Source organism: Corallincola platygyrae, assembly GCF_039544265.1.
GTDB classification, from domain to species: Bacteria; Pseudomonadota; Gammaproteobacteria; order Enterobacterales; family Neiellaceae; genus Corallincola; species Corallincola platygyrae.
In genome coordinates, this window is sequence record NZ_BAABLI010000004.1 from 289,749 (window position 1) to 316,524 (window position 26,776).

Consider the following 26,776-nt stretch of genomic DNA (forward strand, 5'->3'; position numbering starts at 1 on the left):
CAAAACAAACGAGAGATTACAATTTGTACCGAATTAAGTTTTCTGATCGCTGTTTAGTTCTCAAAACGCCTCAGGTGATGGGCATTTTAAATGTTACGCCGGACTCTTTTTCGGATGGTGGGCGATTCAATCACATTGATGCGGCCTTAAAACAGGCTGAGGCGATGGCTCAGGCTGGTGCAACATTTGTCGATGTGGGTGGTGAATCAACGCGGCCTGGCGCTAAAGCTGTTTCCGCAGAGGAAGAGCTTGAACGGGTAATACCTGTCATAGAAAAGATAAAAGCCAATCTCGACGTGTTGGTGTCACTCGATACCTGTAAATCTGAGGTTATGGCTGAAGGTATTCGTGTCGGCGCGGATCTTATCAATGATGTAAAAGCGCTAACCGCCCCCGGTGCTATCGACGTTTTGGCTAACTGCAAGGTTCCTGTTTGCCTGATGCATATGCAGGGTGAGCCACGAACCATGCAAACGGCCCCCCAATATGACGATGTAGTCAGTGAAGTTCGGCATTTCTTTGAAGACAGAATCGATGCGTGTGTAAATGCGGGAATCGAAAGAAGTCGAATATTGATTGATCCAGGTTTTGGCTTTGGCAAAACACCGGACCATAATTACCAACTACTTAATCGCCTTGATCATTTCCATGAACTTGATCGCCCAATTCTTGTCGGATTATCTCGCAAGAGCATGATTGGGCATGTGCTCAATAAGCCCGTTGAAGAGAGGCTTGTTGGCAGTATTGCTGGTGCTGTCGTTGCTGCGATGAAAGGGTGCCACATTATTCGCGTTCATGACGTAAGTGAAACGGTTGAGGCAATGAAGATAGTGAACGCAACGCTAAAGGAGACCGCATAGGTGAGCGAGCGCAAATACTTTGGGACGGATGGTGTCCGTGGTCGTGTAGGGGACTTCCCTATTACACCAGAGTTCTTTTTAAAGCTGGGTTGGGCTGCCGGTAAGGTTCTGTCGAAACAGGGTAGCCGTACGGTGTTGATCGGCAAAGATACTCGTATTTCAAACTATATGCTTGAGTCAGCCATTGAAGCTGGCCTGGCTGCTGCGGGCCTAAAAGCCGCATTTACTGGCCCAATGCCAACACCGGCTATTGCCTATCTTTCTCGCACCTTCCGTGCTGAAGCAGGGATTGTACTAAGCGCGTCTCATAATCCGTTTTATGACAATGGTATTAAGTTCTTTTCTGCGGATGGCACCAAGCTGGACGACGATCTTGAACTGGCTATCGAAGCTGAACTGGATAAACCGCTGACCTGCGTAGACTGTGAAAAGTTAGGTAAAGCGGTACGTATCGACGATGCGGCTGGCCGCTATATTGAGTTTTGTAAGAGCAACTTCCCGTCAGGCATGTCGCTGGTTGGTATGAAGATAGTGGTGGACTGCGCCAACGGGGCAACTTATCACATAGCACCAAAAGTATTTGCCGAACTGGGCGCGGAAGTTATCCCTATGGGCATCAGCCCTGATGGTGTCAACATCAATGAAGGCTGTGGTGCGACAGCTATGGATGCCATCAGTAAAGCGGTGGTTGAGCATAAAGCCGATCTGGGTATTGCCTTCGACGGCGATGGCGACCGCGTGATGATGGTAGACCACGATGGTGTTGTTGTTGATGGTGATGAACTGGTGTTCATCATTGCCCGTGATGAGCTCCGTCGCGGTGTTCTCAAAGGCGGTGTTGTCGGTACCCTGATGAGTAATCTGGGCATGGAAGTAGCCCTGCGTGAGCTGGGCGTTCCATTTGTGCGCGCTAAGGTCGGTGACCGCTATGTAATGGAAGCACTGCTGGAAAAAGGTTGGAGCATTGGTGGTGAAGGTTCTGGTCATATCATCAACCTGGCTCATACCACCACTGGCGACGGCATTGTTGCTGCGCTGCGTGTACTGACTGCGATGCAGAACTCTCATATGAATATGAAGCAACTGCGTCAGGGAATGAAAAAGTATCCTCAGCTGCTGATTAATGTGAGATATCCGCAAGGTGCAGACCCACTCTCCGCAGATGCAGTACAAACCGCGGTAGAGGAAGTTGAATCCGAACTAGGCAATAAAGGACGTGTTCTGCTCCGCAAATCTGGTACTGAACCCTTGATTAGAGTGATGGTTGAGGGAGAGGATGCAGCCCAGGTAGAGCGTTGCGCTCGGAAAATTGCTGATCAAGTGGAAGCTTCGGTCAAAGCTTGACCAGTTAACTGCATTTTTATTAAAGCGGCCCTTGTAACAAAGGGCCGCTTTAGTTAATATCTCGCCCGCCTCAAAATGAGGTGGCTATTTAGGAACGCGGTTAAGCCGCAATTCGGGAAGATTCGCATGTACGAGGTTCTATTAGTTCTGTATCTGTTGGTTGCACTGGCTCTTATCGGCTTGGTGTTGATTCAGCGTGGTAAAGGTGCAGACATGGGTGCGTCATTTGGTGCTGGTTCATCCGGTACGCTTTTTGGTGCGTCTGGTTCAGGTAATTTCTTGACTCGTACCACAGCAGTCTTGGCCACTTCTTTTTTCATCCTCAGCCTTCTGCTGGGCAATCTGACTGCAAACGCAGTTAAGAAAGAGGATGAGTGGAATAACTTGGGTGACGTTCCTGTTGCAGAGGAAACGGTTGTACCGGCAGCGCCAGCTGCGCCGGAAGACGCCAAGGACGATATTCCAAACTAATTTTTGCCGAGGTGGTGGAATTGGTAGACACGCTATCTTGAGGGGGTAGTGTCCTATGGACGTGCGGGTTCAAGTCCCGCTCTCGGCACCAATTTCAATAAGAGGCTGACTTATGTCGGCCTTTTGTTTACCCACTTGCCTCATTGGAGGCAGCTGAATATAATTCAGACCTTGTTGGCGCGGGGTGGAGCAGTCTGGTAGCTCGTCGGGCTCATAACCCGAAGGTCGTCGGTTCAAATCCGGCCCCCGCAACCACTTTACCTCTATGAGGTAAGCGCCCGAGGCGCACAGAGGGTAGCACTTTAAGCCCCGCAGTTTGGCACGGGGCTTTTTGTTATCTGCACCTCTGTCAGCTTATTGCAGGTTGTATCAGCGAGGGCGTTAAGCCCTTTTTTTATTTTTGGAGAAATGCTTTTGGCAAAGCTCGAAACGCAACTGACCATTATGCTGGAGCCCGCCGTGGAAGCGACAGGCCTTGAGTTGCTTGGTCTGGAGCTAGTCCGTGCTGGACGTCAATCAGTTCTGCGTCTCTACATTGACCATGAAAACGGTATCACAGTAGATGATTGCGCTGAGGTTAGCCGCCAGGTAAGTGCGGTTTTGGATGTCGAAGATCCGATTGCGGGTGAATACAATCTGGAAGTTTCCTCTCCAGGAATGGACCGCCCTCTATTTAAGTTGCCGCACTATGAAGAAGCGGTAGGTCAATTAGTAAGTTTACAGACTGTGTTGCCTATTAATGGGCGGCGCAAATTTAAAGGCGCTTTGCAGGCGGTTAATGGCGATACGTTGCAATTAGACGTAGATGGCGAAGAAACATTGATCGCATTTAATAACGTACGAAAAGGCAATATTGTCCCTGTCTTTGATTGATGGGACAAGGCGAAACGAGGCATTCGAGATGAACAAAGAGATCTTGCTGGTCGTTGACGCGGTATCCAACGAAAAAGCTGTACCACGGGAAAAGATCTTCGAGGCGCTGGAAATTGCGCTGGCCACCGCAACCAAGAAAAAGTACGAAGGTGATATCGAAGTTCGCGTAGAAATTGACCGTAAGAGTGGTCACTACGACACCTTCCGCCGCTGGATGGTGGTTGAAGAGACCGATAGCGGTCTTGAGAACCCTTATGCGGAAATTACCTTGGCTGCTGCGCAGGTTGATGAGCCAGAAATAAAAGCCGGTGATTACGTAGAAGAGCAGATTGAGTCAATTCAATTTGACCGTATTACGACCCAGACTGCTAAACAAGTAATTGTTCAGAAAGTTCGCGAAGCCGAGCGTGCACAAGTTGTTGAGCAGTTTGCTGATCAGGAAGGTGAGCTGGTTACCGGTGTGGTTAAGAAAGTTAACCGCGACAGTGTCATCATCGATCTGGGCAACAACGCAGAAGCAGTGCTTTATCGCGAAGAGATGCTGCCTCGCGAGTCATTCCGTCCTGGTGACCGTGTCCGTGCCTTGCTGTTCTCTGTTCGCCCAGAGGCTCGCGGTGCACAGTTGTTCCTGACACGTAGTCGTCCTGAAATGCTGATCGAACTATTCCGCATCGAAGTGCCAGAGATTGGCGAAGAGATGATCGAGATTATGTCGGCTGCTCGCGATCCAGGCTCACGCGCTAAGATCGCAGTAAAGACCAATGACCGTCGTATCGACCCTGTTGGCGCTTGCGTAGGTATGCGTGGTAGCCGAGTTCAGGCTGTATCCGGTGAACTGGGCGGTGAGCGTGTGGATATCGTACTTTGGGACGATAACGTTGCTCAGTATGTCATTAACGCCATGGCTCCTGCCGATGTGGCGTCAATCATCGTTGATGAAGATAAACACACCATGGACGTAGCGGTAGAAGAGGGCAATCTGGCCCAAGCTATCGGCCGAAATGGTCAAAACATTCGTTTGGCTAGCCAACTTACGGGCTGGGAGCTGAATGTAATGACTCAGGAAGCGATGGATGAGAAGCATAAGGAAGAAGCTGCTTCTGTTGTCGAATTATTCGTAAACGGTCTCGGAATTGATGAAGAGTTCGCTGGCGTTCTTGCTGACGAAGGCTTTAGTACTCTGGAAGAGATCGCCTATGTACCAGAATCTGAATTGTTAGATATTGAAGGTCTGGACGAAGAGTTGGTGGAAGAGTTGCGTACCCGTGCCAAGGATGCACTAACCACGCAAGCACTAGCCAACGAAGAGAGCCTGGAAGGAGCTGAGCCTGCAGAAGACTTGCTCAATCTGGACGGGATGGAGAGCCATATGGCTTACGTGCTAGCCAGCAAAGGCGTTCGCACCCTGGAAGACCTCGCAGAACAGGGTACTGACGACTTGGTGGGCATCGAAGGTTTGAATGCCGAGCGCGCAGGTGAGCTGATTATGGCCGCAAGAAATATCTGTTGGTTTGGTGAAGAAAACGCCGACTAAGCGGTGCAACGGAGGTAGTGAAGGTAATGGCAGAAGTCACGGTTAATAAACTTGCCAGTGAGATCAACACGCCAGTTGACCGCTTGCTTCAGCAATTGGCTGATGCGGGCATGGTTAAGAAAGAAAATGACGTTGTAAGTGAAGATGAGAAAGCGAAGCTGCTTGATCACCTTCATAAACAGCACGGTGGCGATAGCAGCGAGCCTAAGCGAATGACGCTGCGTCGTACGACCAAGTCAACGCTGAGTGTCCCTGGTGGCGCTGGTGGCGGTAAATCTAAGGCAGTTCAGGTTGAAGTGCGTAAGAAGCGCACCTACGTGAAGCGCAGTGCAGTAGAAGAGCAGGCACGTATCGAAGCAGAACAGAAAGCTGCGGAAGAGGCTGCACGTAAAGCGGAAGAAGAAGCCAAGCAAAAAGCTGCAGAAGCAGCGCGTAAGGCCGAAGAAGAAGCCAAGCGTAAGGAAGAAGAAGCGAAGCGTAAAGAAGCTGACGCTAAGCGCAAGGCTGAAGAAGCTAAGCGCAGGGCGGAAGAAGAAGCGAATAAGACGCCAGAGCAAATCGCCGCCGATGAAGCTGCACGCAAAGAAGCTGATGAGTTGAAGGCTAAGCAGGAAGAAGAACTGCGCCGTAAAGCGGAAGCTGAAGCTGAAGCGAAAGCCGAAGAAGCTAAACGCCTGGCTGAAGAGAATGCCGAGCGTTGGAAGAAAGAAGAAGAAGCGCGTAAGGCAAAAGAGAAAGAAGATGTGCATCTTCACTCAAACCGTTATGCGCAGGAAGCTGAAGATAAGCAGGACGAACAGGCTGAAAACCGTAGCCGTCGTCGCAAGAAGAAAAAGCGTAACGACCAGGCTGATGCGGCACCTCGCGGTGGTCGTGGCCGTAAAGGCGCTCGCAACGCACCTGCACCTTCTGCATTGCAACATGGCTTTACCAAGCCTGCAGCGCCAGTAGAGCGTGAAGTACGCATTGGTGAAGCAATTACTGTTGCCGAACTGGCCAACAAGATGGCGGTTAAAGGTGCGGAAGTTGTTAAGGTGATGTTCAAGATGGGCGCCATGGCGACCATCAACCAGGTGATCGATCAGGAAACTGCGGCACTCGTTTGTGAAGAGATGGGCCATAAAGCGGTTTTGGTTAAAGAGAACGAACTTGAAGCACAGGTAATGGCTGCCGCTTCAGGTGAAGGTGAACTGATTACACGTGCGCCGGTAGTGACCATCATGGGTCACGTTGACCACGGTAAAACATCACTGCTTGATTATATCCGTAACGCAAAAGTTGCCGATGGTGAAGCCGGTGGTATTACCCAGCACATTGGTGCATATCACGTAGAAACTGATAACGGCATGGTGACTTTCCTGGATACTCCAGGTCACGCCGCATTTACTTCAATGCGTGCCCGTGGTGCCAAGTCTACCGATATCGTTGTTCTGGTTGTGGCAGCAGATGACGGCGTAATGCCTCAGACTAAGGAAGCGATTCAGCACGCCCGTGCTGCTGAGGTTCCGATTGTTGTTGCTGTTAACAAGATCGATAAGCCAGAAGCTGATCCGGATCGTGTTAAGAACGAATTGGCACAACAGGACGTGATCCCAGAAGACTGGGGCGGTGATGTACAGTTTGTACACGTATCGGCTAAGTCTGGTGAAGGTATCGATGACCTGCTGGAAGCTATCCTGCTGGTGTCTGAAGTACTTGAACTGAAAGCGACGCCTGATGGTCTTGCCAGCGGTATCGTGATCGAATCACGTTTGGATAAAGGCCGTGGTTCTATCGCTTCTATCTTGGTTCAGCAGGGTACGCTGCGTCAGGGCGACATCATTCTGTGTGGTCTTGAGTATGGTCGCGTTCGTGCGATGAAAGACGAACTGGGCCGTTCGGTTCAGGAAGCTGGCCCATCAATTCCTGTAGAGATTCAGGGTTTGAGTGGTGTGCCATCTGCCGGTGACGAAGCGACTGCTGTTAAAGACGAGAAGAAAGCCCGTGAAGTGGCACTTTACCGTCAAGGTAAGTTCCGCGATATCAAACTGGCGCGTCAGCAGAAAGCTAAGCTCGAAAACATGTTTGCAAACATGGCTGAGGGTGATGTATCTGAACTGAACGTGGTAATGAAAGCCGACGTACAGGGTTCACTGGAAGCGATTGCAGACTCCCTGACTAAGCTGTCTACCGACGAAGTGAAGGTTAAGATCGTTGGTAGTGGTGTTGGTGGTATTACTGAGACTGATGTAACGCTCGCAGCCGCATCTAATGCGATTGTGGTTGGCTTCAACGTACGTGCTGATGCAACGGCACGCCGTATTGTTGATGCAGAAAGCATCGACCTGCGCTACTACAGCGTTATTTATGACCTGATCGACGAAGTGAAGCAGGCGATGAGCGGTATGCTTAAGCCTGAGTTCAAACAGGAAATCATCGGTCTGGCTGAAGTTCGTGACGTATTTAAGTCACCGAAGATCGGTGCAATTGCCGGCTGTATGGTGACCGAAGGTATCGTTAAGCGTAGCGCGCCTATCCGTGTTCTCCGTGAAAACGTGGTTATCTATGAAGGTGAACTGGAGTCACTGCGCCGCTTTAAAGACGACGTTCAAGAAGTTCGTAACGGTATCGAGTGTGGTATCGGTGTGAAGAACTACAATGACGTTAAGATCGGAGACCAGATCGAAGTATTCGAGACGGTTGAGGTTAAACGTACCCTGTAATTTGGCACGTTTTCCAAGTGTTGTATTGAAATGGGTTGGGGACGTTTGTCTCCAACCCATTTGTATTAAGAGGCTTCAATAATTATGGCGAATTCAAACCGCGTTTTTCGTGTTGGTCAGCAGGTTCAGCAGGCCATTGCCATTATTTTGCAGCGAGAGATCCGCGACGACAGGCTGGGCATGGTAACCGTGTCTGATGTTGAGATGTCTCGTGATCTGGCGTATGCCAAAGTGTTTGTCACCTTCTTGTTTGATGAGCAGGAAAAGGTCGACGCCGCGATGGAAGCGCTGGAAGAGCACAAAAAGATGATCCGTATGTTGCTGGGCAGCGCGGTCAAACTGCGAGTGACCCCAGAAGTGCGGTTCCAGTTTGATAGCTCCTTGGTTGAAGGTATGCGCCTTTCGAACCTGGCGACTCAGGCGGTTGCTGAAGATAAACGCCGCCACGTTGATGAAGATAACGAAAGCGAAGAGAGCGAGAAATAATGGCGCGACGCACACGTGGCCGCGCCGTTGATGGCGTATTACTTCTGGATAAGCCAGAGGGGATCTCATCAAACAGCGCATTGCAGAAAGTAAAGCGTATCTATTTTGCTCAGAAAGCTGGGCACACGGGGGCGTTGGATCCTTTGGCTACCGGCATGCTGCCTATTTGCTTGGGTGAGTCGACGAAATTCAGTCAATTTTTGCTCGACTCAGATAAGCGTTATCAAGTGATCGCAAAATTGGGTGTACGCACAACGACGTCTGATGCTGATGGTGAAGTGGTTTCTGAACGTCCAGTCGATGTTAGCCTTGACCAGCTTACGCAGGCGCTAGAGCCGTTTCGCGGCGACATTAATCAAGTTCCCTCCATGTATTCTGCATTAAAGCATGAGGGTAAACCGCTCTATTGGTATGCGCGCCAGGGCATTGAGATTGAGCGACCTGCTCGTCCTATCACCATCTTTGAGCTCAAGCTTTTGGCGTTTGAAGGTGACGAAGTCACCCTCGAGGTGCACTGTTCTAAAGGAACCTATATTCGTTCATTAGTTGACGATTTGGGTGAGCTACTCGGCTGTGGCGCTCATGTGACCATGCTGCGCCGCATTGGTGTAAGGGATTACCCCTATGATCGCATGGTGACGTTGGAGCAGTTGGAGTCGTTGTTGGAGCAAGCCCGCGAAAGCGAAATAGAGCCCAAGGAGCTGCTTGACCCTTTGCTGCTGGCTGCTGACAGTCCTGTCGCAGACCTACCCGAAGTGGTATTGGATCCTGAAGTTGCTGGTTATCTGCTTAATGGCCAACCTGTACAGGTGTTCCCAATCCCCGGTGAAGGGTTAGTCAGGGTGTTTGTTGGCGAAGAGCGCAAATTTGTTGGTTTAGGCGAGGTCGATGACGAAGGTCGTGTTGCGCCGAAGAGACTGATCCAAAACCCAAACTGCTAAGCTCGTATAAGCAGGTTGCACTTACTTGGGTGCGTATGTAGAATACGCGCCCTCTGTTGCCACTGAATTAGTGATTGGTGGCAACCTTATCTAACTGGAGAATAGTGATGTCACTAACTACTGAAGAAAAAGCAAAATTGGTTGCAGAGTTCGGCCGCGGCGAAAACGACACTGGTTCACCTGAAGTTCAGGTTGCCCTGCTGACTCACGATATCAACCAGCTGCAAGGTCACTTCAAAGAGCACATCCATGACCACCACAGCCGTCAGGGTCTGCTGCGCAAAGTTAGCCAGCGTCGTAAACTGCTTGACTACCTCAAGCGTAAGAACAACGACCGCTACGTTGCTCTGATCGAAAAGCTGGGCCTGCGTCGTTAATCACGCGCCAAGTTTTAAAGAAGAGGGTCCCATTGGGGCCCTTTTTTTGTATTTACATCAAAATTTACGCGATCCCGCCGCAAATACGCTGTTTTCACTAGGCAGCGAGTCCTGATCCAGTATACTTATGCGCGCTATAAAACGGCACAAAGACAAAATAGAGTAAGGAATCATTGTGAATCCAATAATTAAGACGTTTCAGTATGGCCAACATACTGTAACCCTGGAGACTGGGGTAATTGCCCGTCAAGCTTCATCCGCCGTCCTGGTATCTATGGACGACACTACCGTACTGGTAAGCGTTGTAGGCGTAAAAGGTAGCAGCGAAGGTCGTGACTTCTTCCCGCTGACTGTTAACTACCAGGAGCGTACTTACGCTGCAGGTAAAATCCCTGGTGGCTTCTTCAAACGTGAAGGCCGTCCTTCTGAAGGCGAAACACTTACAGCGCGTCTGATCGACCGCCCAATTCGTCCTCTGTTCCCTGATGGCTTCATGAACGAAGTTCAGGTTATCGCAACTGTGGTTTCTGTTAACCCAGAAGTAAACCCAGACATCGTTGCCATGATCGGTACTTCTGCTGCATTGGCTACTTCTGGTATTCCTTTCAATGGCCCAATCGGCGCAGCGCGCGTGGGTTACATTGATGGTGAGTTCGTACTGAACCCACTCGAATCAGAGCTGGAAAACAGCAAGCTTGACCTCGTGGTTGCGGGTACTGAAAGCGCAGTACTGATGGTTGAGTCTGAAGCAGACGTTCTGCCTGAAGAAGTGATGCTGGAAGCTGTGGTTTATGGCCACGACCAAATGCAGGCAGTGATCAACGCGATCAACGAATTTAAAGCTGAAGTAGCTACCCCTGAATGGGAGTGGGCCGCGCCAGTTAAGAACGAAGAGCTTTATGGCAAGCTGAAAGGCCTGGCTGAAGCCGGTTTTGCAGAAGCATACCAAATCACTGACAAGTTGGTTCGTAAAGACGCAGCGACTGCAGTGAAAGAGAAAGCGATGGCTGCACTGCTTGAAGAAGCGGGCGAAGATGCCGAGATTGACGAGCGTGAAGCATCTGAGCTGCTTTACAAGATTGAGAAGTCAGTTGTACGTGACCGTATTATCTCTGGTGCGCCTCGTATCGATGGTCGTGATCCAGAAATGGTACGTGCATTGAGCGTGATGACTGGCGTTCTGCCGCGTACTCACGGTTCATCTCTGTTCACCCGTGGTGAAACTCAGGCGATTGTTACTACAACTCTGGGTACAGAGCGTGATGCACAGACCATCGACTCACTGATCGGTGAGCGTACTGACCGCTTTATGTTGCACTACAACTTCCCTCCATACTGCGTAGGTGAAGCGGGTTTCATCGGTTCTCCGAAGCGTCGTGAGATTGGCCACGGTCGTCTTGCTAAACGCGGTATCCAGGCGGTTATGCCAGATGCAGAAGAGTTCCCGTACACAGTGCGTGTGGTTTCTGAAATTACTGAATCAAACGGTTCAAGCTCAATGGCTTCAGTCTGTGGTACTTCACTGGCACTGATGGACGCAGGTGTTCCAATCAAAGCGTCTGTTGCTGGTATCGCCATGGGCCTGGTGAAGGAGGACGACAAGTTTGTTGTTCTGTCTGACATCCTGGGTGATGAAGACCACCTCGGCGATATGGACTTCAAAGTAGCGGGTACCAACGACGGTGTTACTGCGCTGCAGATGGATATCAAGATCGAAGGTATCACCAAAGAGATCATGCAGATCGCTCTGAACCAGGCAAAAGGTGCGCGTCTGCACATCTTGTCTGTGATGGACGAAGCCATCAGTGCTCACCGTGATGATGTATCTGATTTTGCGCCTCGCATCCACACCATGAAGATCGACCCTGAGAAGATCCGTGACGTGATTGGTAAAGGTGGAGCAACTATCCGTGCGCTGACGGAAGAGACTGGCACCAGCATCGACATTACTGATGATGGCACCATCAAGATCGCAGCGACTGACGGTGCTCAAGCGAAAGAAGCTATCCGTCGTATCGAAGAGATCACTGCTGAAGTAGAAGTAAACCGCATCTACGAAGGTACTGTTGTACGTATCGTTGATTTCGGTGCTTTCGTTCAGGTACTGCCAGGTAAAGAAGGTCTGGTACACATTTCTCAGATCGCTGAAGAGCGCATCGAGAAAGTATCTGACTACCTGGAAGCAGGCCAGAAAGTGAATGTGAAGGTTATCGAAATCGACCGCCAGGGTCGTGTTCGCCTGAGCATCAAAGAAGCGGCTAAGAAAGAAGAAGCGAAGCCTGCTGAAGAGGGTGAAGACGCGTAAGTCGTCTAAACCACTAACAAAAAGGAGCGCATTGCGCTCCTTTTTTGTTGGCTTCCTGCTAGGATAGCGGGATAGGCTTCGGCCAGAGATGGAGCTAGGACCAATTTTGATGAATTTCCCACGAAAGCTAAGGGCAGCTGTCTGTCTGCTGATGTCCCTCGGTGTAAGTGCTTGTGTGAGTACACAACCAGTAGAGCCTGAAGGCCCTGGATTGGTGTTGGCTGAACCTGAGCAGCCAAAGGCACGCGACCAATTTACCGTCGCTAAGATCTCTCAACTCCTTTCTATGCCTGATCACGAAGATGATCAGCGTGCTTACCTGTTTTATCAACGAGGTGTTCATTACGATCGCCTGGGAATGCGCTGGTTAGCTCAATTAGATTTTCAGCGCGCGCTGGAACTGCGTCCAGATATGCCAGAAGCGTATAACCGCCTGGGTATCTATTTTATTCAGACCCAGCAGTTTGATGATGCGTTTGAAGCGTTTGATTCTGCGCTGGAGCTTGACCCTGAACACGATTATGCCTTCCTGAACCGAGGCATTGCGCTTTATTACGCGGGGCGTCAGGACTTGGCGATCTCAGATCTGGAAGAGTTTCTGGTTAAAGATCCAACTGACCCCTACCGTGCCATTTGGCTCTATCTGGTCGAAAGCGAACTTAATGCTGAAGAAGCCAAAGCCCGTTTACTTTATAACCGAAGCAAGCTCGATGACAGTGCCTGGGCAACTCAGCTGGCGGACTTCCTATTAGGTTCGATAAACGAGCAGACTCTGCTGTCTTTAGCCCAACAAGATTGGGAAGACAACAGCACGCTTGGGGAGAGATTGTGCGAAGCGTATTTCTATCTGGCCAAACGTTATCTGGCGGATGGTAAAGAGACGCAGGCATTAACTTTTCTTAAGCTCACCATCGCAACGAATATCTACGAATATGTAGAGCACAGATTTGCGTTGCTAGAACTCGACCTGCTTCATCAACGTTGGAGCGACCAGCAGGGCGCCTGATGCAACCGTTTCGAATCTGGTTACTGGCGGCAAGGCCAAGAACCTTGCCCGCCTCATTGGCGCCTCTTCTATTAGGCAATTGGCTTGCCTACCTCGATAACACCTTTTTTGCCGGGTTGATGATTGCCAGTCTGGTATGTGCTGTGGCATTGCAGATACTGGTGAACTTTGCCAATGATTACTTCGATGCCTTGAGCGGCGTTGATACCGATGCCCGTATTGGCCCTCAAAGAGCCACCCAATCTGGTTTGGTAAGCCATGGCGCCATGCGTTTGGCGATGGTGCTGTGTGCGCTTGTCGCAGTTGCCTCAGGGCTTTACCTGGTTGTTGCTGGGTCAGTTTGGCTACTTCCTGTCGGATTTTGCTGCTTGTTAGCTGCTTATGGCTACAGCGGTGGCCCATACCCGCTGGCCAGTCTGGGGCTGGGTGAGGTAACCGTTTTTCTGTTTTTCGGTTTGGTGGCTGTGTGCGGTAGCTATTTTATGCATACCGGAGTGGTATCGACGCAAGCCTGGCTTGGCTCTTTTATCGCCGGGCTGCCTATTGCCGCTATCATGTTGGTCAATAATATTCGAGATATTGATACAGATAGCGAAGCCGGTAAGCGCACTTTACCGGTTAGGATTGGCCGTACTGCTGCCAAGTGGCTTTATGGGATCGCGCTGACTTTGCCTCTGTTGTTTATGATGGTGAAGATTTCCGAGGCATATTGGTGGCTGGGCTTTTTATCAGTCTCAATTGGCCTGGGTTTTATGCTGATTAAGTCGATGTTTCAGTTGGCGCCAGCACAGCTCAACCCCTTGATTGGCAGGACTTCTCTCTACTCTCTTTGGACAGCGCTGTTAGGCTGCATCTACTTCTCTATTTAGGCTCTGTCGTCAACTTGTTGGCACAGGTTGCCAGACGTTGCGCAATGATTAATCTGGACCGACCAGTTGCGAAATCTCCATTTATTGTTCATGGTTAAGGGATATGAACAAGCCAGCTAACTGGCGGCAAGGGAGAAGACAGATGCAGAAGATGATCACTTTAGGGGAATTCATCGTCCAGAAACAGGCCGATTTTCCTGAGGCCACAGGCGAGTTAACAGGGCTATTGAGCGCTATTCGGCTGGCTGCCAAAGTCGTTAACCGTGAAGTAAACAAGGCTGGCTTGGCAGATATTACTGGCTCTGTGGGCGATACCAATATCCAGGGTGAAGATCAGCAGAAGCTTGATGTATATGCCAATGAAAAGTTTAAGGCAGCATTGGAAGCACGCGGTGAAGTGTGCGGCATGGCTTCAGAAGAGGAGGATGATTATGTGGTATTCGACTCTGAGGTTAACCATGACGCCAAATATGTGGTGCTGATTGACCCTCTAGATGGCTCGTCAAACATCGACGTCAATGTCTCCATTGGCACCATCTTTTCAATCTATAAACGTGTCTCTCCTCGTGGTACTCCAGTAACGCTGGAAGACTTTCTGCAGCCAGGCAAACAACAGGTTGCAGCGGGCTACGTTATCTATGGCTCTTCAACCGTGCTGGTGTATAGCACCGGTCATGGTGTGCATGGCTTTACTTATGACCCGTCACTGGGTGTGTTTGCACTGTCACATGAAGACATTCGAACGCCTGAAGATGGGGTGATCTATTCCATTAATGAGGGCAACTACATCAAGTTCCCTGATGGCGTGAAAATGTTCATTAAGTACTGCCAGGAAGAGGATGACTCGACCGATCGTCCCTACACTGCCAGGTATATCGGCTCTCTGGTGGCAGATTTTCATCGGAATCTGCTCAAAGGCGGGATCTACCTTTACCCCTCAACCATGAAGAATCCGAACGGTAAGCTGCGCCTGCTTTACGAGTGTAATCCGATTGCCTACCTGGTAGAGCAGGCCGGTGGTCGCGCCAGTGATGGTTATCAGCGCATTTTGGATATCAAACCAACTGAGCTTCACCAGCGCACGCCGTTTTTTGTTGGCTCGACTAACATGGTGAAAACCGTCGAGGCCCTGATTTTAGAGTTTGGTTGATAGACCTTGGTTGATAGGGGTTGCTCAAAAAGAAAAAGGCGCCAGAGGCGCCTTTTTTATTCGGGGCGTTTATGGGTAAAAACTTCGCCTAGCGATGCGTATTCGCTGGCCCCCAAGCGAGCCAATGGATCCAGAGACGCTGTATTTACTTTTAGTCGACCTTTACTGTCAGCCCCTGCGACGTCCTCACTCAGATAAAGCGATTCAATTTTTCCAAAAATCAATCGCTGCGGTACATCACCAATCTCCTTGACCTCATAAAGTGTGCAAGCCATGGCTATATGGCAGTCAGCCAGTCTGGGCAAAGCAAAATCGGCAAACGATGTCAGCGGAAGGTTGACATGGGCCAACTCAGATTCGCCGTGAGGCAGCGTTTGCGCGGTTTGTGTCACTACGTCCGCCATAGATGCAGAGGGTACATGAACCACAAATTTTCCCCGCTTCTGAATGTTATGGAGCGTGTCTTTGTCGCTGCCATCGGGCTTTTTACCCACTGAGAACATAATAAGCGGTGGGGCGCTGCAGACTGCATTGAAGTAGGAGAAGGGCGCTAAATTGAAACTCTCATTGCCATTGTCACTTAGTACCCAGGCGATAGGGCGAGGGACAATGGTTTGTGTCATTGCATGATATATCTCGCCACTACTGAGTGTATCAAATGCGATTTCCATGGCTCACTCCTTTGATTGTTTGCTTGGTAAAACTTCAGTCACGTCACTGATGATTTGACCATCGGTTAACTGGGAAACCAACTGCTGTCCCGGCATCACATCTTCCACCCTTTTGATTATCTGGCCTGTTTGGTGATCTTTAGTAATGGTGTAACCACGGCCCAGAGTTGAAAGCGGGCTTACCAGTGATAAGCCATGAGACGCCTGCTGCCAGTTTTGTTGTTGCGTGGATAGCAAGCTTTGCATGCTTTTTTGCAATCGCGCGGTGAGGTTGGCTTGCCGCTGGCCCAGCATGGCCACTCTGTGGCCGGGCTGAGACTTATCCAATCTCATACTGAGCTGAGATGCAGATAATTGCTTGGCACTCATCACACTGGAAACAGCTCTCATCAGGCGTGCGTTGAGATCGTCAGCACGCTGTTGCTGTTGTTGAAGCTGATGCGCAGGGTGCTGCTGTGTAAGCCTCTGTACAAGAGACGTCAAATGCATCTGCTGCTTTTCAACCTTTCGAGCGCAGGCCAGGCGCAATCTCGCCGCCAGTTGCGAAAGTTGTTGGCGCTGATGGCTGGTGTCTCCGCTGACATACTCTGCCGCTGCTGATGGGGTGGGGGCCCGCATATCTGCCACATAGTCAGCGATGGTTGTATCAATTTCATGGCCAACGGCACTGATTACAGGTATGTGGCTGGCATGAATGGTTCTTGCCACTATTTCGTCGTTAAATGCCCATAGATCTTCCAATGAGCCACCGCCTCGCCCAACAATCAACACGTCGCATTCATCTCGCTGGTTGGCCAGTGCAATTGCCTTAGCTATTTGTGGGGGAGCGGTGTCACCTTGAACCTGCGTCGGGTAAATAATCACCCTTATCGATGGATTCCGCCGTTTCATCACGGTAAGAATGTCGTGAAGAGCTGCGCCTGTGGGAGAGGTGACGACGCCTACGGTTAGTGGGTGAGCAGGAATGGGTTGTTTAAGCTCGGTAGAAAACAGACCCTCTGCGGCAAGCTGCATTTTAAGCTGCTCAAACTTTTGTTTAAGCAATCCTTCACCTGCATCTTCCATCATTTCTACAATGATTTGGTAGTCGCCGCGAGGCTCGTAGAGGCTGACCTGTGCTTTGACTAGTACCTGAAGCCCGCTTCTGGGTTGCAATGACACTTTCCGGTTAGCGCCACGAAACATGGCGCCTTTCACCTGAGAACGCTCATCTTTAATGCTGAAGTACCAGTGGCCGGAGCTTGCGGCAACAAAATTGGACAGCTCACCTTGCAACCAGATGGTGCCCAAGCCCTCTTCGAGCAATTGACGGGCACATCGGTTCAATGTTGAGACAGAAAACACCTTGGATACGGACATAAGGTTCCTGGTAAGTCAGATATGAATTTTTTGGAAACTTTTTATGACAGCCACTGCTTTAACCCAATGATTGCGGGGTTTTAAGCGCTATGCGCTGGATCACAAAATAGATTTACTCATTAAGCGCCTTAAGGTAGAATGCCGCCGCAACTTAATCAACCACCATCAACCGGTTTCAGGTATAGTTGCGATGCTAAGAATTGCCCAAGAAGCGCTCACCTTCGACGACGTATTGCTCGTCCCTGCACATTCAACCGTGCTGCCGAACACGGCTAAGCTGAACACCCGTCTGACTAGCACTATTGAACTCAACACTCCTATGGTTTCCGCCGCTATGGATACCGTGACTGAGGCCAATCTTGCAATCGCTCTGGCGCAGGAAGGCGGCATCGGTTTCATTCACAAGAACATGAGCATTGAGGCCCAGGCGGCTATGGTGCGCAAAGTGAAGAAATTTGAAAGCGGTGTTGTATCTGACCCCGTCACTGTTGAGCCCACACTGACTATTGGCGAGCTTAAAGAGCTTTCTGCTCAACATGGATTCAAAGGTTTCCCTGTTACCGACAGTGAAAACAACCTGGTCGGTATTGTTACCAGTCGTGACGTTCGCTTCGAGCCCGACATGGGTAAGCTGGTGTCTGATGTGATGACGCCAAAAGAGCGTCTGGTCACTGTTCATAAAGATGCCTCCGACGACGAAGTACACCACATGATGCATGAGCATCGCCTGGAGAAGATCCTGGTAGTGGACGACAGCTTCAAGCTGACCGGCATGATCACCGTAAAAGATTTCAAGAAAGCCGAACGTAAACCTAATGCATGTAAAGATGCTGAAGGTCGTCTGCGCGTTGGCGCAGCGGTAGGTGCCGGTGCTGGCAACGAAGAGCGTATTGCAGCCTTGGTTGAAGCGGGTGTTGATGTACTGCTGATTGATAGCTCACACGGCCACTCTGAAGGCGTTTTGCAGCGTATTCGAGAAACTCGTGCCCTGTACCCAGACTTGCAGATTATTGGTGGCAACGTTGCCACCGCAGCTGGTGCTTTGGCACTGGCCGATGCCGGTGTGAATGCCGTTAAAGTTGGTATCGGTCCTGGCTCTATTTGTACGACGCGTATTGTGACTGGCGTCGGTGTTCCCCAGATCAGCGCAGTAGCCAATGCTGTTGAAGCCTTGAAAGATCGTGACATTCCAGTGATTGCTGATGGTGGTATCCGTTTCTCCGGTGACATTGCAAAAGCCATCGTTGCTGGTGCTAGCTGTGTCATGGTGGGCTCAATGTTCGCTGGTACAGACGAAGCGCCAGGAGAGATTGAGCTTTATCAGGGCCGTGCCTTTAAGTCATACCGTGGCATGGGGTCACTGGGTGCGATGTCTCAGACGCAAGGCTCTTCTGACCGTTATTTCCAGACAGATAACGCGGCTGATAAGTTGGTACCTGAGGGTATCGAAGGGCGTATACCATACAAAGGCGCGGTTGCTAACATTATCCATCAGCAGATGGGTGGCCTGCGCAGCTGTATGGGCCTGACCGGTTGCGGCACGATCGATGAACTTCGCACTAAGGCTGAGTTTGTGAAGATCACCAGCGCTGGTATGGGTGAGTCTCACGTTCATGACGTGACTATCACCAAGGAAGCGCCAAACTACCGACTGGGTTAAACTACAGTCAGAATTGATTAGGTGGGCTGACCCGATGTCAGCCCATTTTCATTTTCCGAATAGCAGGGAAATCATGAGCAAAAACATTCACGACCACCGCATACTGATCCTCGACTTTGGTTCTCAGTACACCCAGCTAATTGCCCGTCGCGTACGTGAAATCGGCGTGTTCTGTGAGCTTTGGTCATGTGATGTGACAGAAGAGCAGATTAAAGAGTTTAACCCTCGCGGGATTATTCTTTCTGGTAGCCCTGAAAGTGTGGGCAACGACGTTGGCCTGAAAGCACCGGACTACGTGTTTGAAGCGGGTGTTCCAGTATTGGGTATCTGTTACGGCATGCAAACCATGACTGCCCAGCTGGGTGGCTCTGTGGTTGGCTCTGACCATCGCGAATTTGGTTATGCTCAGGTGGAAGTGATTGCTGATAGCGCGCTGCTGCACAACATCGAAGACCATGTGGGCGCCAACGGTAATGCCCTGTTGGATGTGTGGATGAGCCACGGCGATAAAGTGGGCGAGCCACCGGCCGGCTTCACTACTATTGCCCGCACAGACTCTTGTCCTCACGCAGCGATCGCCAATGAAGAAAAGAAATTCTATGGCGTTCAGTTTCACCCGGAAGTGACTCATACCCGTCAGGGCCAGCGTATGCTTGAGCACTTCGTTGTAGATACCTGCGGATGTGAGAAGCTGTGGACGCCTTCTTCAATCATTGAAGATGCGGTTGAACAGATTAAAAAGCAGGTGGGCGACGATGAAGTGATCCTGGGTCTGTCAGGCGGTGTTGATTCATCAGTTACGGCGATGCTGTTGCACCGTGCCATCGGTAAGCAGCTGACCTGTGTATTCGTGGACAACGGCTTGCTGCGTTTGAATGAAGGCGAGCAGGTTATGGAGATGTTTGGTGACCACTTTGGTCTGAACATCATCAAGGTTGAGGCTGAAGACAGGTTCCTGAGTAACCTGGCAGGTATTGACGATCCAGAAGCGAAGCGCAAATCAATCGGTCACACCTTTATCGAAGTATTTGATGAAGAGGCAGGCAAGCGCAGCAATGCTAAGTGGTTGGCTCAGGGCACCATCTATCCGGATGTGATTGAGTCGGCAGCGTCCAAGACGGGTAAAGCGCATGTGATCAAGTCGCACCATAACGTGGGTGGCCTACCGGAAGATATGGAGCTGGGCCTGGTTGAACCGCTGAAAGAGCTGTTCAAAGACGAAGTGCGTCGTATCGGTCTTGAGTTAGGCCTGCCTTACGACATGCTTTATCGCCATCCATTCCCTGGTCCTGGCCTAGGCGTTCGTGTACTTGGCGAAGTGAAAAAAGCGTACTGCGATCTGTTGCGTCGTGCCGATGCGATCTTTATCGAAGAGTTGCATGCTGCAGACTTATACCACAAGGTGAGTCAGGCATTTACTGTATTCCTGCCAGTCCGCTCTGTTGGCGTGATGGGCGATGGTCGTAAATACGATTGGGTTGTGTCACTGCGCGCCGTTGAAACAATCGACTTTATGACTGCGCATTGGGCACATCTGCCTTATGACTTCCTGGGTAAAGTTTCGAACCGCATCATTAACGAGATCGACGGTATTTCCCGTGTGGTTTACGATATCTCAGGTAAGCCACCGGCAACCATTGAGTGGGAATAAGCTTTTCGCTCAAAATAAAAGCCGGCTAACGCCGGCTTTTTTATGCACAAGAAGTACGTCGTTTTTTCCTCTCCAGAGGAAGAGGGTTAGGGTTTGGGGGCTTTTTACTCTCTCCCAAGACAGAAGATTGGAAATACAAAGATTTAATGACTGAAGACGAACTTAACAATCACGAACAATTTATGCGCCGCGCTATGGATTTGGCGGCGCATGCGGAATCTCTAGGCGAAGTGCCGGTAGGCGCGGTGGTGGTGTACCAAGGCGAGATTATTGCCGAGGGGTGGAATCGTCCCATTACTGGTAACGACCCGACTGCTCATGCTGAAATCATGGCGCTTCAAGCTGCTGGGCAGGCGCTGGATAACTATCGGCTGCTTGATACGCAAATGTACGTGACGCTGGAGCCCTGTGTTATGTGCGCGGGTGCCATGGTTCATGCGCGCATAGGAAAACTGATTTATGGCGCATCGGATCTGAAAACAGGTGCGGCAGGTTCGGCGATGGATATCTTTGGTCATCCGGCGATGAATCACCAAGTTGAGATAACTGGTGGTGTGTTGGACGAGGAGTGTGGAGCAATGTTAAGTGCGTTCTTTAAGAAGCGAAGGGCTGCGATTAAGGCGAAGAAGGTGGAGCAGCGCCAGCAGGCAGAGTAGCCGCTGGCATCAGGTGGGTCAGTCCATGTCCATCATGGGACCGACCTCGGTCTGGAGGTAGAACTTTCTTGAACGCGCCATCACTTTTTTGTGGCTGCGCTTGGTTGCTAAATGACGACGTGAAGAGTGTGCATTTACTCGACGTAGTCTTCTCATAGTGCACTCCTTTTCGTTTAAGTGCGGGTTCCAAACCACAAGCCTAGACCCCGCGTGTTTCATTTATATGAATTATTAATAGAACTATCTTTGCGGCGCCGCCTGTTGTAGTTCAATTTCCTGTTCCACCGCTTGCTCCGCATCATAATCACGGACACCGGATGTCAGTTGTTTAAACTTCTCTTTTTGCTGAGCTAATCGAGATTCGGCTGTCTTTTTGTTATCACTCCAAACCAGTGCGTCGTAGTAACGGCGAATGTTATCTACGTACACCACCGGCTCTTCACCCCGAGCATAGCCATACTTGGTCTGCTTGTACCATTTCTTCTGTCGTAGAAGAGGCAGGGTGGTTTTAACGTCAGTCCAGCTGTAGGGATCTTTGCCACGCTTGCGGGTTAGGTTGATTGCGTCCAATACGTGTCCCATGCCTACATTGTAGGCCGCCAGCGCAAACCAAATGCGTTCGTGGGGCGCTATCTTTTCTGGAACGCGATCCAACAATTTTCTCAAATAAATAGCGCCCCCCCGAATACTCTGTTCGGGATCCATACGGTTGTCTATATTGAGCTGTTTGGCAGTATTTAGCGTCAGCATCATCAGGCCGCGAACACCGGTATGAGAACGGGCGTTTGGTTTCCAGTGAGACTCCTGGTAACTCTGAGCTGCCAGCAGTCGCCAGTCTATTTCACCTGCATATTGCTCGAACATAGGCCGGTATTTAGGGAGCTTACGGTCAATTGCTCGGATAAACGCGCGCGTGTCGACATAATCGAACTTGCCAACATGGCCATAATATTTCTCTTCCAGCTGGGCGATCATGCCGCTGGATTGCATCTGACCGAAGAATTCGATCAGGGCCGCTTGCAGCGGATCGTTGCCACCTTTTTGAAGCAACCAAGCTACAGGCTGCTCCTTGACCAGCGTAAAGGCCAAAGACAACTCGGTGTGATAGCGGCGGAACAGATCTAACTGACTCGAATCGACGATCGTGAAATCGATATCTCCAGCCAGCACTTTTTGCATTAACTCTTCGCTGTCATGCTCGGTGGTTTCTTCCCACTCAAGTTCCGGGTTTTCCTGCTTTAGTTTGGCTAGGGTCTCAGCATGGCTGGAGTTGGCGATTACACGAATAACTCCATCTAACTGGCCCAAGTTCCGTGGCCGCTTTCTGCCTTTTTTATAAACAACTTTCTGACTTACCCATTGGTACGCCGGCGAGAAACTGTAGTACTCCCGACGTTTGTCGGTCACTGCCAACCCGGCAGCAATAACATCGACACGACCGGCATTGAGTTGGGTAAATAACTCATTCAAAGTGTAACTGGGCACCATTTTGAGTTCGACACCCAAATAATCCGCTAATGATTTCGCTAATTCGTAATCAAAACCTTCCGGACCGTTAGGGCCAAAAAGATAGGTAGTGCTGGAATAGATGGTGCCGACACGCAGTTCACCACGGTCGAGAATTTTTTGGAGGTGGGTTTTCTCTGGCTGAGTGGGATCGCAGGCGGTAACCCAAAAGAGCGCCAGAACAGCTAATATGGCGGGTTTCCAAGCTGTGTTGTAGCAGGGCCACAGCTTCCAAGCCATTAACTTCAATCGAATCCGATGAATTTTCTCCATACCTTACTTATACCAGATGAATTCAAATGCGCCCAGCTTCATTCAACCCTTATCATCAGAGGGGAATTTCACTATAATTACGCCTCCTTAATCGACCCCCTTTTCGAGCCAGGTGAGTAAGCATATGCAGATCCTTCGTGGTGCCCCCGCGTTGTCCGACTTTCGTATCAACAAATTGCTGGATGCCTGTGGTAGCCAACAATTACCTGTAACCGGCATTTATGCTGAGTTTATGCACTTTGCGGAGCTCTCTTCTCCGCTTTCTGATGCCGAGTTAAGTAAGCTGGAAAAGCTGCTGACTTACGGCCCAACCATTGCGGAGCATGCCCCGGAAGGAAAGCTGCTGTTAGTGACACCTCGTCCTGGCACTATCTCTCCCTGGTCATCGAAAGCAACCGATATTGCTCATAACTGTGGTTTAGAACAAATTGTTCGCCTTGAGCGCGGTATGGCTTACTACATCGCAACCAGTGCAGATTTGACGGATGAGCAGCTGCAACAGGTGAAGGGTCTGATTTATGACCGCATGATGGAAGTGGTGTTTGAGGAGATGGAGCAGGCAGAAGCTTTGTTCCGTCACGAACAACCCGCACCATTGAAATCTGTTGATGTACTCAATGGCGGCCGTGAGGCACTTGCTACTGCTAACGTCGAAATGGGTCTTGCCTTAGCGGAAGACGAGATCGATTACCTGGTTGAGAACTTCAAAGAACTGGGTCGTAATCCGAACGATATTGAACTCTACATGTTTGCTCAGGCGAACTCTGAGCACTGTCGTCACAAAATCTTTAACGCCGATTGGACTATCGACGGTCAAAAACAGCCTAAGTCGCTGTTTAAGATGATCAAAAATACCTACGAGCAGCACAGTGATTACGTGTTGTCGGCGTACAAAGATAACGCCGCTGTGTTCGAAGGTTCTAAAGCAGGCCGTTTCTTCCCTAATCCAGACACCAAGAGCTACGGCTACCACGTCGAAGATATTCATATCCTGTGTAAGGTAGAAACGCACAACCACCCAACGGCAATTTCACCATGGCCAGGCGCTTCAACCGGTTCTGGTGGTGAAATTCGAGACGAAGGTGCAACAGGTATTGGTTCTAAGCCGAAAGCGGGCTTGGTTGGCTTCTCCGTATCTAACCTGCGTATTCCGGGTTTTGAGCAGCCTTGGGAAACCGACTTTGGTAAGCCAGGCCGCATTGTTTCTGCGCTGGATATCATGATTGAGGGCCCTCTCGGTGGTGCCGCATTCAATAACGAATTTGGTCGTCCAAACCTGCTGGGTTACTTCCGTACCTATGAAGAGCAGGTAAACAGCCACAATGGTGAAGAGGTGCGTGGTTATCACAAGCCAATCATGCTGGCAGGTGGTTTAGGTAACATTCGTGGCGAGCACGTCGAAAAAGGTGAGATCCCGGTTGGCGCCAAGCTGATTGTGCTGGGTGGCCCGGCGATGAACATCGGTCTTGGTGGTGGCGCGGCTTCTTCAATGGCGTCAGGCCAATCTTCAGAAGATTTGGACTTTGCCTCTGTTCAGCGTGAAAACCCTGAAATGGAGCGTCGTTGTCAGGAAGTGATCGACCGCTGCTGGCAGCTGGGCGAAGATAACCCCATTGTATTTATCCACGATGTGGGCGCGGGTGGTCTGTCTAATGCACTGCCTGAGCTGGTAAATGACGGTGAGCGTGGCGGTAAGTTCGAGCTGCGTAACGTACCGAATGATGAGCCGGGCATGAGCCCGCTTGAGATATGGTGTAACGAATCTCAAGAACGTTATGTCATGGCGGTACCTGCAGAGAAACTGGCGCAGTTTGATGAGATCTGTCAGCGTGAACGCGCACCTTATGCAGTAGTGGGTGAAGCGACTGAAGAGTTGCACCTGACCCTCAACGACAGTCACTTCGATAACAAACCTATCGATATGCCTCTGAACGTGCTCTTAGGTAAAACACCTAAGATGCATCGTGATGTAACCCGTTTGCAGGCGGCTGGACAAGCGCTGACTCTGGATGGCGTTGATCCACTGGAAGCGGCAGAGCGTCTGCTTCGTCTGCCTACGGTTGCAGAGAAAACCTTCCTTATCACCATCGGTGACCGCACGGTAACCGGCTTGGTTGCTCGCGATCAGATGGTCGGTCCTTGGCAGATCCCTGTGGCAGACTGTGCGGTAACCGCGGCAAGTTTCGACACCTATGCTGGTGAAGCCATGTCTATGGGTGAACGTACCCCGGTGGCTCTACTGAACTTTGGTGCGTCAGCGCGTTTGGCCGTGGCTGAGTCGCTGACCAATATCGCAGCCACACAAATCGGTGACCTTAAGCGCATCAAGCTTTCTGCTAACTGGATGTCTGCTGCCGGTCACCCAGGTGAAGATGCCGGTCTTTATGAAGCTGTGAAGGCTATCGGTGAAGAGCTTTGTCCTGCGCTGGGTCTGACGATCCCGGTAGGTAAAGACTCTATGTCGATGAAAACCAAGTGGGAGCAAGATGGCGAAGAGCGTGCGGTGACTTCACCGTTGAGCCTCGTTATCACTGCCTTTGGTCGCGTAGAAGATGTGCGAGCGACGGTTACTCCGCAACTGCGCACAGATGCGGGCGAAACAGACCTTATTCTGATTGACTTGGGTAATGGCCAGAACCGACTGGGTGGCTCTTGCTTGGCCCAGGTATACAAACAGCTGGGTGATGCCACCCCTGATGTGGACAACGCAGCTGAGCTGAAAGGCTTCTTCGATGCGATGCAGGCCCTGGTTGCTGAAGGGAAGCTGCTGGCATATCACGACCGTTCAGATGGTGGTCTGTTTGTGACCGTTGCTGAAATGGCGTTTGCTGGCCACTGTGGTGCCAAGGTAGACCTGAGCAAGCTGGGTGGTAATGACCTGGCTGCGCTTTACAACGAAGAGCTGGGTGCCGTACTTCAGGTTAGACGTGAAGATCGCGACGCTGTATTGGCACTGTTTGCCAAACATGGTCTGGAAGCGATGACCCATGTCATTGGTGAAGTGACCGAGCAAGACAGCGTTAGCTTTGAGCGCGACGGTAGCGTCGTTCTTGAAAGTACACGTACACACCTGCGTACTTTGTGGGCCGAAACCACGCTTAAGATGCAGCAACTGCGTGATAACCCAGCCTGTGCTAAGCAGGAGTTCGAAGCCAAGCAAGATCCAAAAGATCCTGGCTTGAACGTCAATGTGCCGTTCGATACCAGCGAAGATATTGCAGCACCATTCATCGCCACTGGTGTGAAACCGCGTATGGCGATCCTGCGTGAGCAGGGCGTTAACTCCCACTTGGAGATGGCTGCGGCATTTGATCGTGCTGGTTTCGATAGTATCGATGTCCACATGAGTGACGTACTGGCAGGTCGCATTGACCTGGCTGAATATAAAGGTCTGGTTGCCTGCGGTGGTTTCTCATACGGTGACGTACTGGGTGCCGGTGAAGGTTGGGCGAAATCGATCCTGTTTAACACCCAGGCCCGTGACATGTTCAGTCAGTTCTTCCAACGCGAAGACAGCTTTGCGCTGGGCGTATGTAACGGCTGCCAGATGTTGTCGACCCTGAAAGAGCTGATCCCAGGCTCTGACCTTTGGCCGCGATTTGTACGTAACGAATCTGAGCGTTTTGAAGCACGTTTCAGCTTGGTAGAAGTGCAGGATAGCCGCTCTATCTTCTTTCAGGAGATGAACGGCGCGCGTATGCCGATTGCTGTGTCTCACGGTGAAGGGCGTACTGAATTTGCTGCCGCGGACGGCGCAGCCAAAGTGCTTGATAGTGGCTTGGTTGCTGTACGTTACGTCGATAACTATGGCCAGCCAACTACACAGTACCCGGCTAACCCTAACGGCTCAGAAGCAGGTATTACCGGCCTGACGACGACTGACGGTCGCGTCACCATTATGATGCCGCACCCTGAGCGTGTATTCCGTACTGTGGCCAACTCCTGGCACCCAGATTCTTGGGGCGAAGACAGTGCCTGGATGCGTATGTTCAGAAACGCGCGTAAGTTTGTTGGCTAACCGTTATTGGTGACAACTCGCTAATATTGAAAGGGGGCCATTCGGCCCCTTTTTTTTGCTTCGC

The 26,776-nt window shown here is 50.7% G+C and carries 21 protein-coding genes and 2 tRNA genes; 19 read left to right on the top strand and 4 right to left on the bottom strand.

The features are described 5' to 3' along the window. Positions 1–23: 23 nt before the first annotated feature. The 15 genes from folP to fbp all read left to right on the top strand — a co-directional run bounded on the left by folP (position 24) and on the right by fbp (position 14,918). Positions 24–860, top strand: coding sequence for a dihydropteroate synthase (gene folP / locus ABEA14_RS01915; protein ID WP_377776171.1), 837 nt, complete (start codon positions 24–26; stop codon positions 858–860). Next, a complete protein-coding gene (glmM, locus tag ABEA14_RS01920) occupies positions 861–2,204 on the top strand; it encodes a phosphoglucosamine mutase (protein WP_345338120.1) in 1,344 nt (447 codons plus the stop codon). A 126-nt stretch (positions 2,205–2,330) separates the two neighbouring features. Continuing rightward, positions 2,331–2,675 carry a preprotein translocase subunit SecG gene (secG, locus tag ABEA14_RS01925; protein WP_345338121.1) on the top strand — a complete coding sequence of 115 codons (345 nt, stop codon included), beginning with the start codon at positions 2,331–2,333 and terminating at the stop codon, positions 2,673–2,675. Between the two features lie 5 nt (positions 2,676–2,680). Next, a tRNA-Leu gene (locus ABEA14_RS01930) sits at positions 2,681–2,766 on the top strand. 87 nt (positions 2,767–2,853) lie between these two features. Further along, a tRNA-Met gene (locus ABEA14_RS01935) sits at positions 2,854–2,930 on the top strand. Positions 2,931–3,089: 159 nt separating this feature from the next. Continuing rightward, complete coding sequence (gene rimP, locus ABEA14_RS01940; protein ID WP_345338122.1) at positions 3,090–3,548, top strand: ribosome maturation factor RimP; 459 nt, start codon at positions 3,090–3,092, stop codon at positions 3,546–3,548. Between the two features lie 28 nt (positions 3,549–3,576). Continuing rightward, positions 3,577–5,082, top strand: a complete 1,506-nt coding sequence (gene nusA / locus ABEA14_RS01945) for a transcription termination factor NusA (protein ID WP_345338123.1) — start codon at positions 3,577–3,579, stop codon at positions 5,080–5,082. A gap of 26 nt (positions 5,083–5,108) precedes the next feature. Beyond that, on the top strand, positions 5,109–7,784 hold the full coding sequence (gene infB / locus ABEA14_RS01950; protein ID WP_345338124.1) for a translation initiation factor IF-2: 2,676 nt from the start codon (positions 5,109–5,111) through the stop codon (positions 7,782–7,784). A gap of 84 nt (positions 7,785–7,868) precedes the next feature. Continuing rightward, positions 7,869–8,270, top strand: a complete 402-nt coding sequence (rbfA, locus tag ABEA14_RS01955; protein WP_345338125.1) for a 30S ribosome-binding factor RbfA — start codon at positions 7,869–7,871, stop codon at positions 8,268–8,270. Then, positions 8,270–9,211: a tRNA pseudouridine(55) synthase TruB gene (gene truB / locus ABEA14_RS01960; RefSeq protein WP_345338126.1), complete on the top strand. Its 942-nt coding sequence runs from the start codon at positions 8,270–8,272 to the stop codon at positions 9,209–9,211. Before rbfA ends, truB begins: the two co-directional genes overlap by 1 nt. A 107-nt stretch (positions 9,212–9,318) precedes the next feature. Continuing rightward, positions 9,319–9,588 carry a 30S ribosomal protein S15 gene (gene rpsO / locus ABEA14_RS01965; protein ID WP_345338127.1) on the top strand — a complete coding sequence of 90 codons (270 nt, stop codon included), beginning with the start codon at positions 9,319–9,321 and terminating at the stop codon, positions 9,586–9,588. 175 nt (positions 9,589–9,763) lie between these two features. Further along, complete coding sequence (gene pnp / locus ABEA14_RS01970; RefSeq protein WP_345338128.1) at positions 9,764–11,893, top strand: polyribonucleotide nucleotidyltransferase; 2,130 nt, start codon at positions 9,764–9,766, stop codon at positions 11,891–11,893. 109 nt (positions 11,894–12,002) lie between these two features. Further along, positions 12,003–12,899: a lipoprotein NlpI gene (gene nlpI, locus ABEA14_RS01975; RefSeq protein ID WP_345338129.1), complete on the top strand. Its 897-nt coding sequence runs from the start codon at positions 12,003–12,005 to the stop codon at positions 12,897–12,899. Further along, complete coding sequence (locus tag ABEA14_RS01980) at positions 12,899–13,768, top strand: 1,4-dihydroxy-2-naphthoate polyprenyltransferase (RefSeq protein WP_345338130.1); 870 nt, start codon at positions 12,899–12,901, stop codon at positions 13,766–13,768. The genes nlpI and ABEA14_RS01980 overlap by 1 nt, the downstream gene beginning before the upstream one ends. Positions 13,769–13,919: 151 nt before the next feature. Next, positions 13,920–14,918, top strand: a complete 999-nt coding sequence (gene fbp, locus ABEA14_RS01985) for a class 1 fructose-bisphosphatase (protein WP_345338261.1) — start codon at positions 13,920–13,922, stop codon at positions 14,916–14,918. A 56-nt stretch (positions 14,919–14,974) separates the two neighbouring features. On the opposite strand, the gene ABEA14_RS01990 is transcribed toward fbp, so the two are convergent. Continuing rightward, on the bottom strand, positions 14,975–15,589 hold the full coding sequence (locus ABEA14_RS01990; protein WP_345338131.1) for a flavin reductase family protein: 615 nt from the start codon (positions 15,587–15,589) through the stop codon (positions 14,975–14,977). Between the two features lie 3 nt (positions 15,590–15,592). Next, positions 15,593–16,948, bottom strand: a complete 1,356-nt coding sequence (xseA, locus tag ABEA14_RS01995; RefSeq protein ID WP_345338132.1) for an exodeoxyribonuclease VII large subunit — start codon at positions 16,946–16,948, stop codon at positions 15,593–15,595. 190 nt (positions 16,949–17,138) lie between these two features. Here xseA and guaB point away from each other — a divergent pair, with 190 nt between their 5' ends. From guaB to tadA, 3 genes are all read left to right on the top strand, one after another. After that, complete coding sequence (gene guaB, locus ABEA14_RS02000; protein WP_345338133.1) at positions 17,139–18,608, top strand: IMP dehydrogenase; 1,470 nt, start codon at positions 17,139–17,141, stop codon at positions 18,606–18,608. Between the two features lie 73 nt (positions 18,609–18,681). Continuing rightward, positions 18,682–20,259 carry a glutamine-hydrolyzing GMP synthase gene (gene guaA / locus ABEA14_RS02005; RefSeq protein ID WP_345338135.1) on the top strand — a complete coding sequence of 526 codons (1,578 nt, stop codon included), beginning with the start codon at positions 18,682–18,684 and terminating at the stop codon, positions 20,257–20,259. A gap of 146 nt (positions 20,260–20,405) precedes the next feature. Next, a complete protein-coding gene (gene tadA, locus ABEA14_RS02010) occupies positions 20,406–20,915 on the top strand; it encodes a tRNA adenosine(34) deaminase TadA (RefSeq protein WP_345338137.1) in 510 nt (169 codons plus the stop codon). An 18-nt stretch (positions 20,916–20,933) separates the two neighbouring features. On the opposite strand, the gene ABEA14_RS02015 is transcribed toward tadA, so the two are convergent. Next, a complete protein-coding gene (locus ABEA14_RS02015) occupies positions 20,934–21,071 on the bottom strand; it encodes a hypothetical protein (protein WP_345338138.1) in 138 nt (45 codons plus the stop codon). An 84-nt stretch (positions 21,072–21,155) separates the two neighbouring features. Beyond that, positions 21,156–22,661, bottom strand: a complete 1,506-nt coding sequence (mltF, locus tag ABEA14_RS02020; protein ID WP_345338139.1) for a membrane-bound lytic murein transglycosylase MltF — start codon at positions 22,659–22,661, stop codon at positions 21,156–21,158. A gap of 157 nt (positions 22,662–22,818) precedes the next feature. Between mltF and purL the strand changes: the two genes are divergently transcribed. Then, complete coding sequence (gene purL, locus ABEA14_RS02025; protein WP_345338262.1) at positions 22,819–26,712, top strand: phosphoribosylformylglycinamidine synthase; 3,894 nt, start codon at positions 22,819–22,821, stop codon at positions 26,710–26,712. Positions 26,713–26,776: the final 64 nt, after the last annotated feature.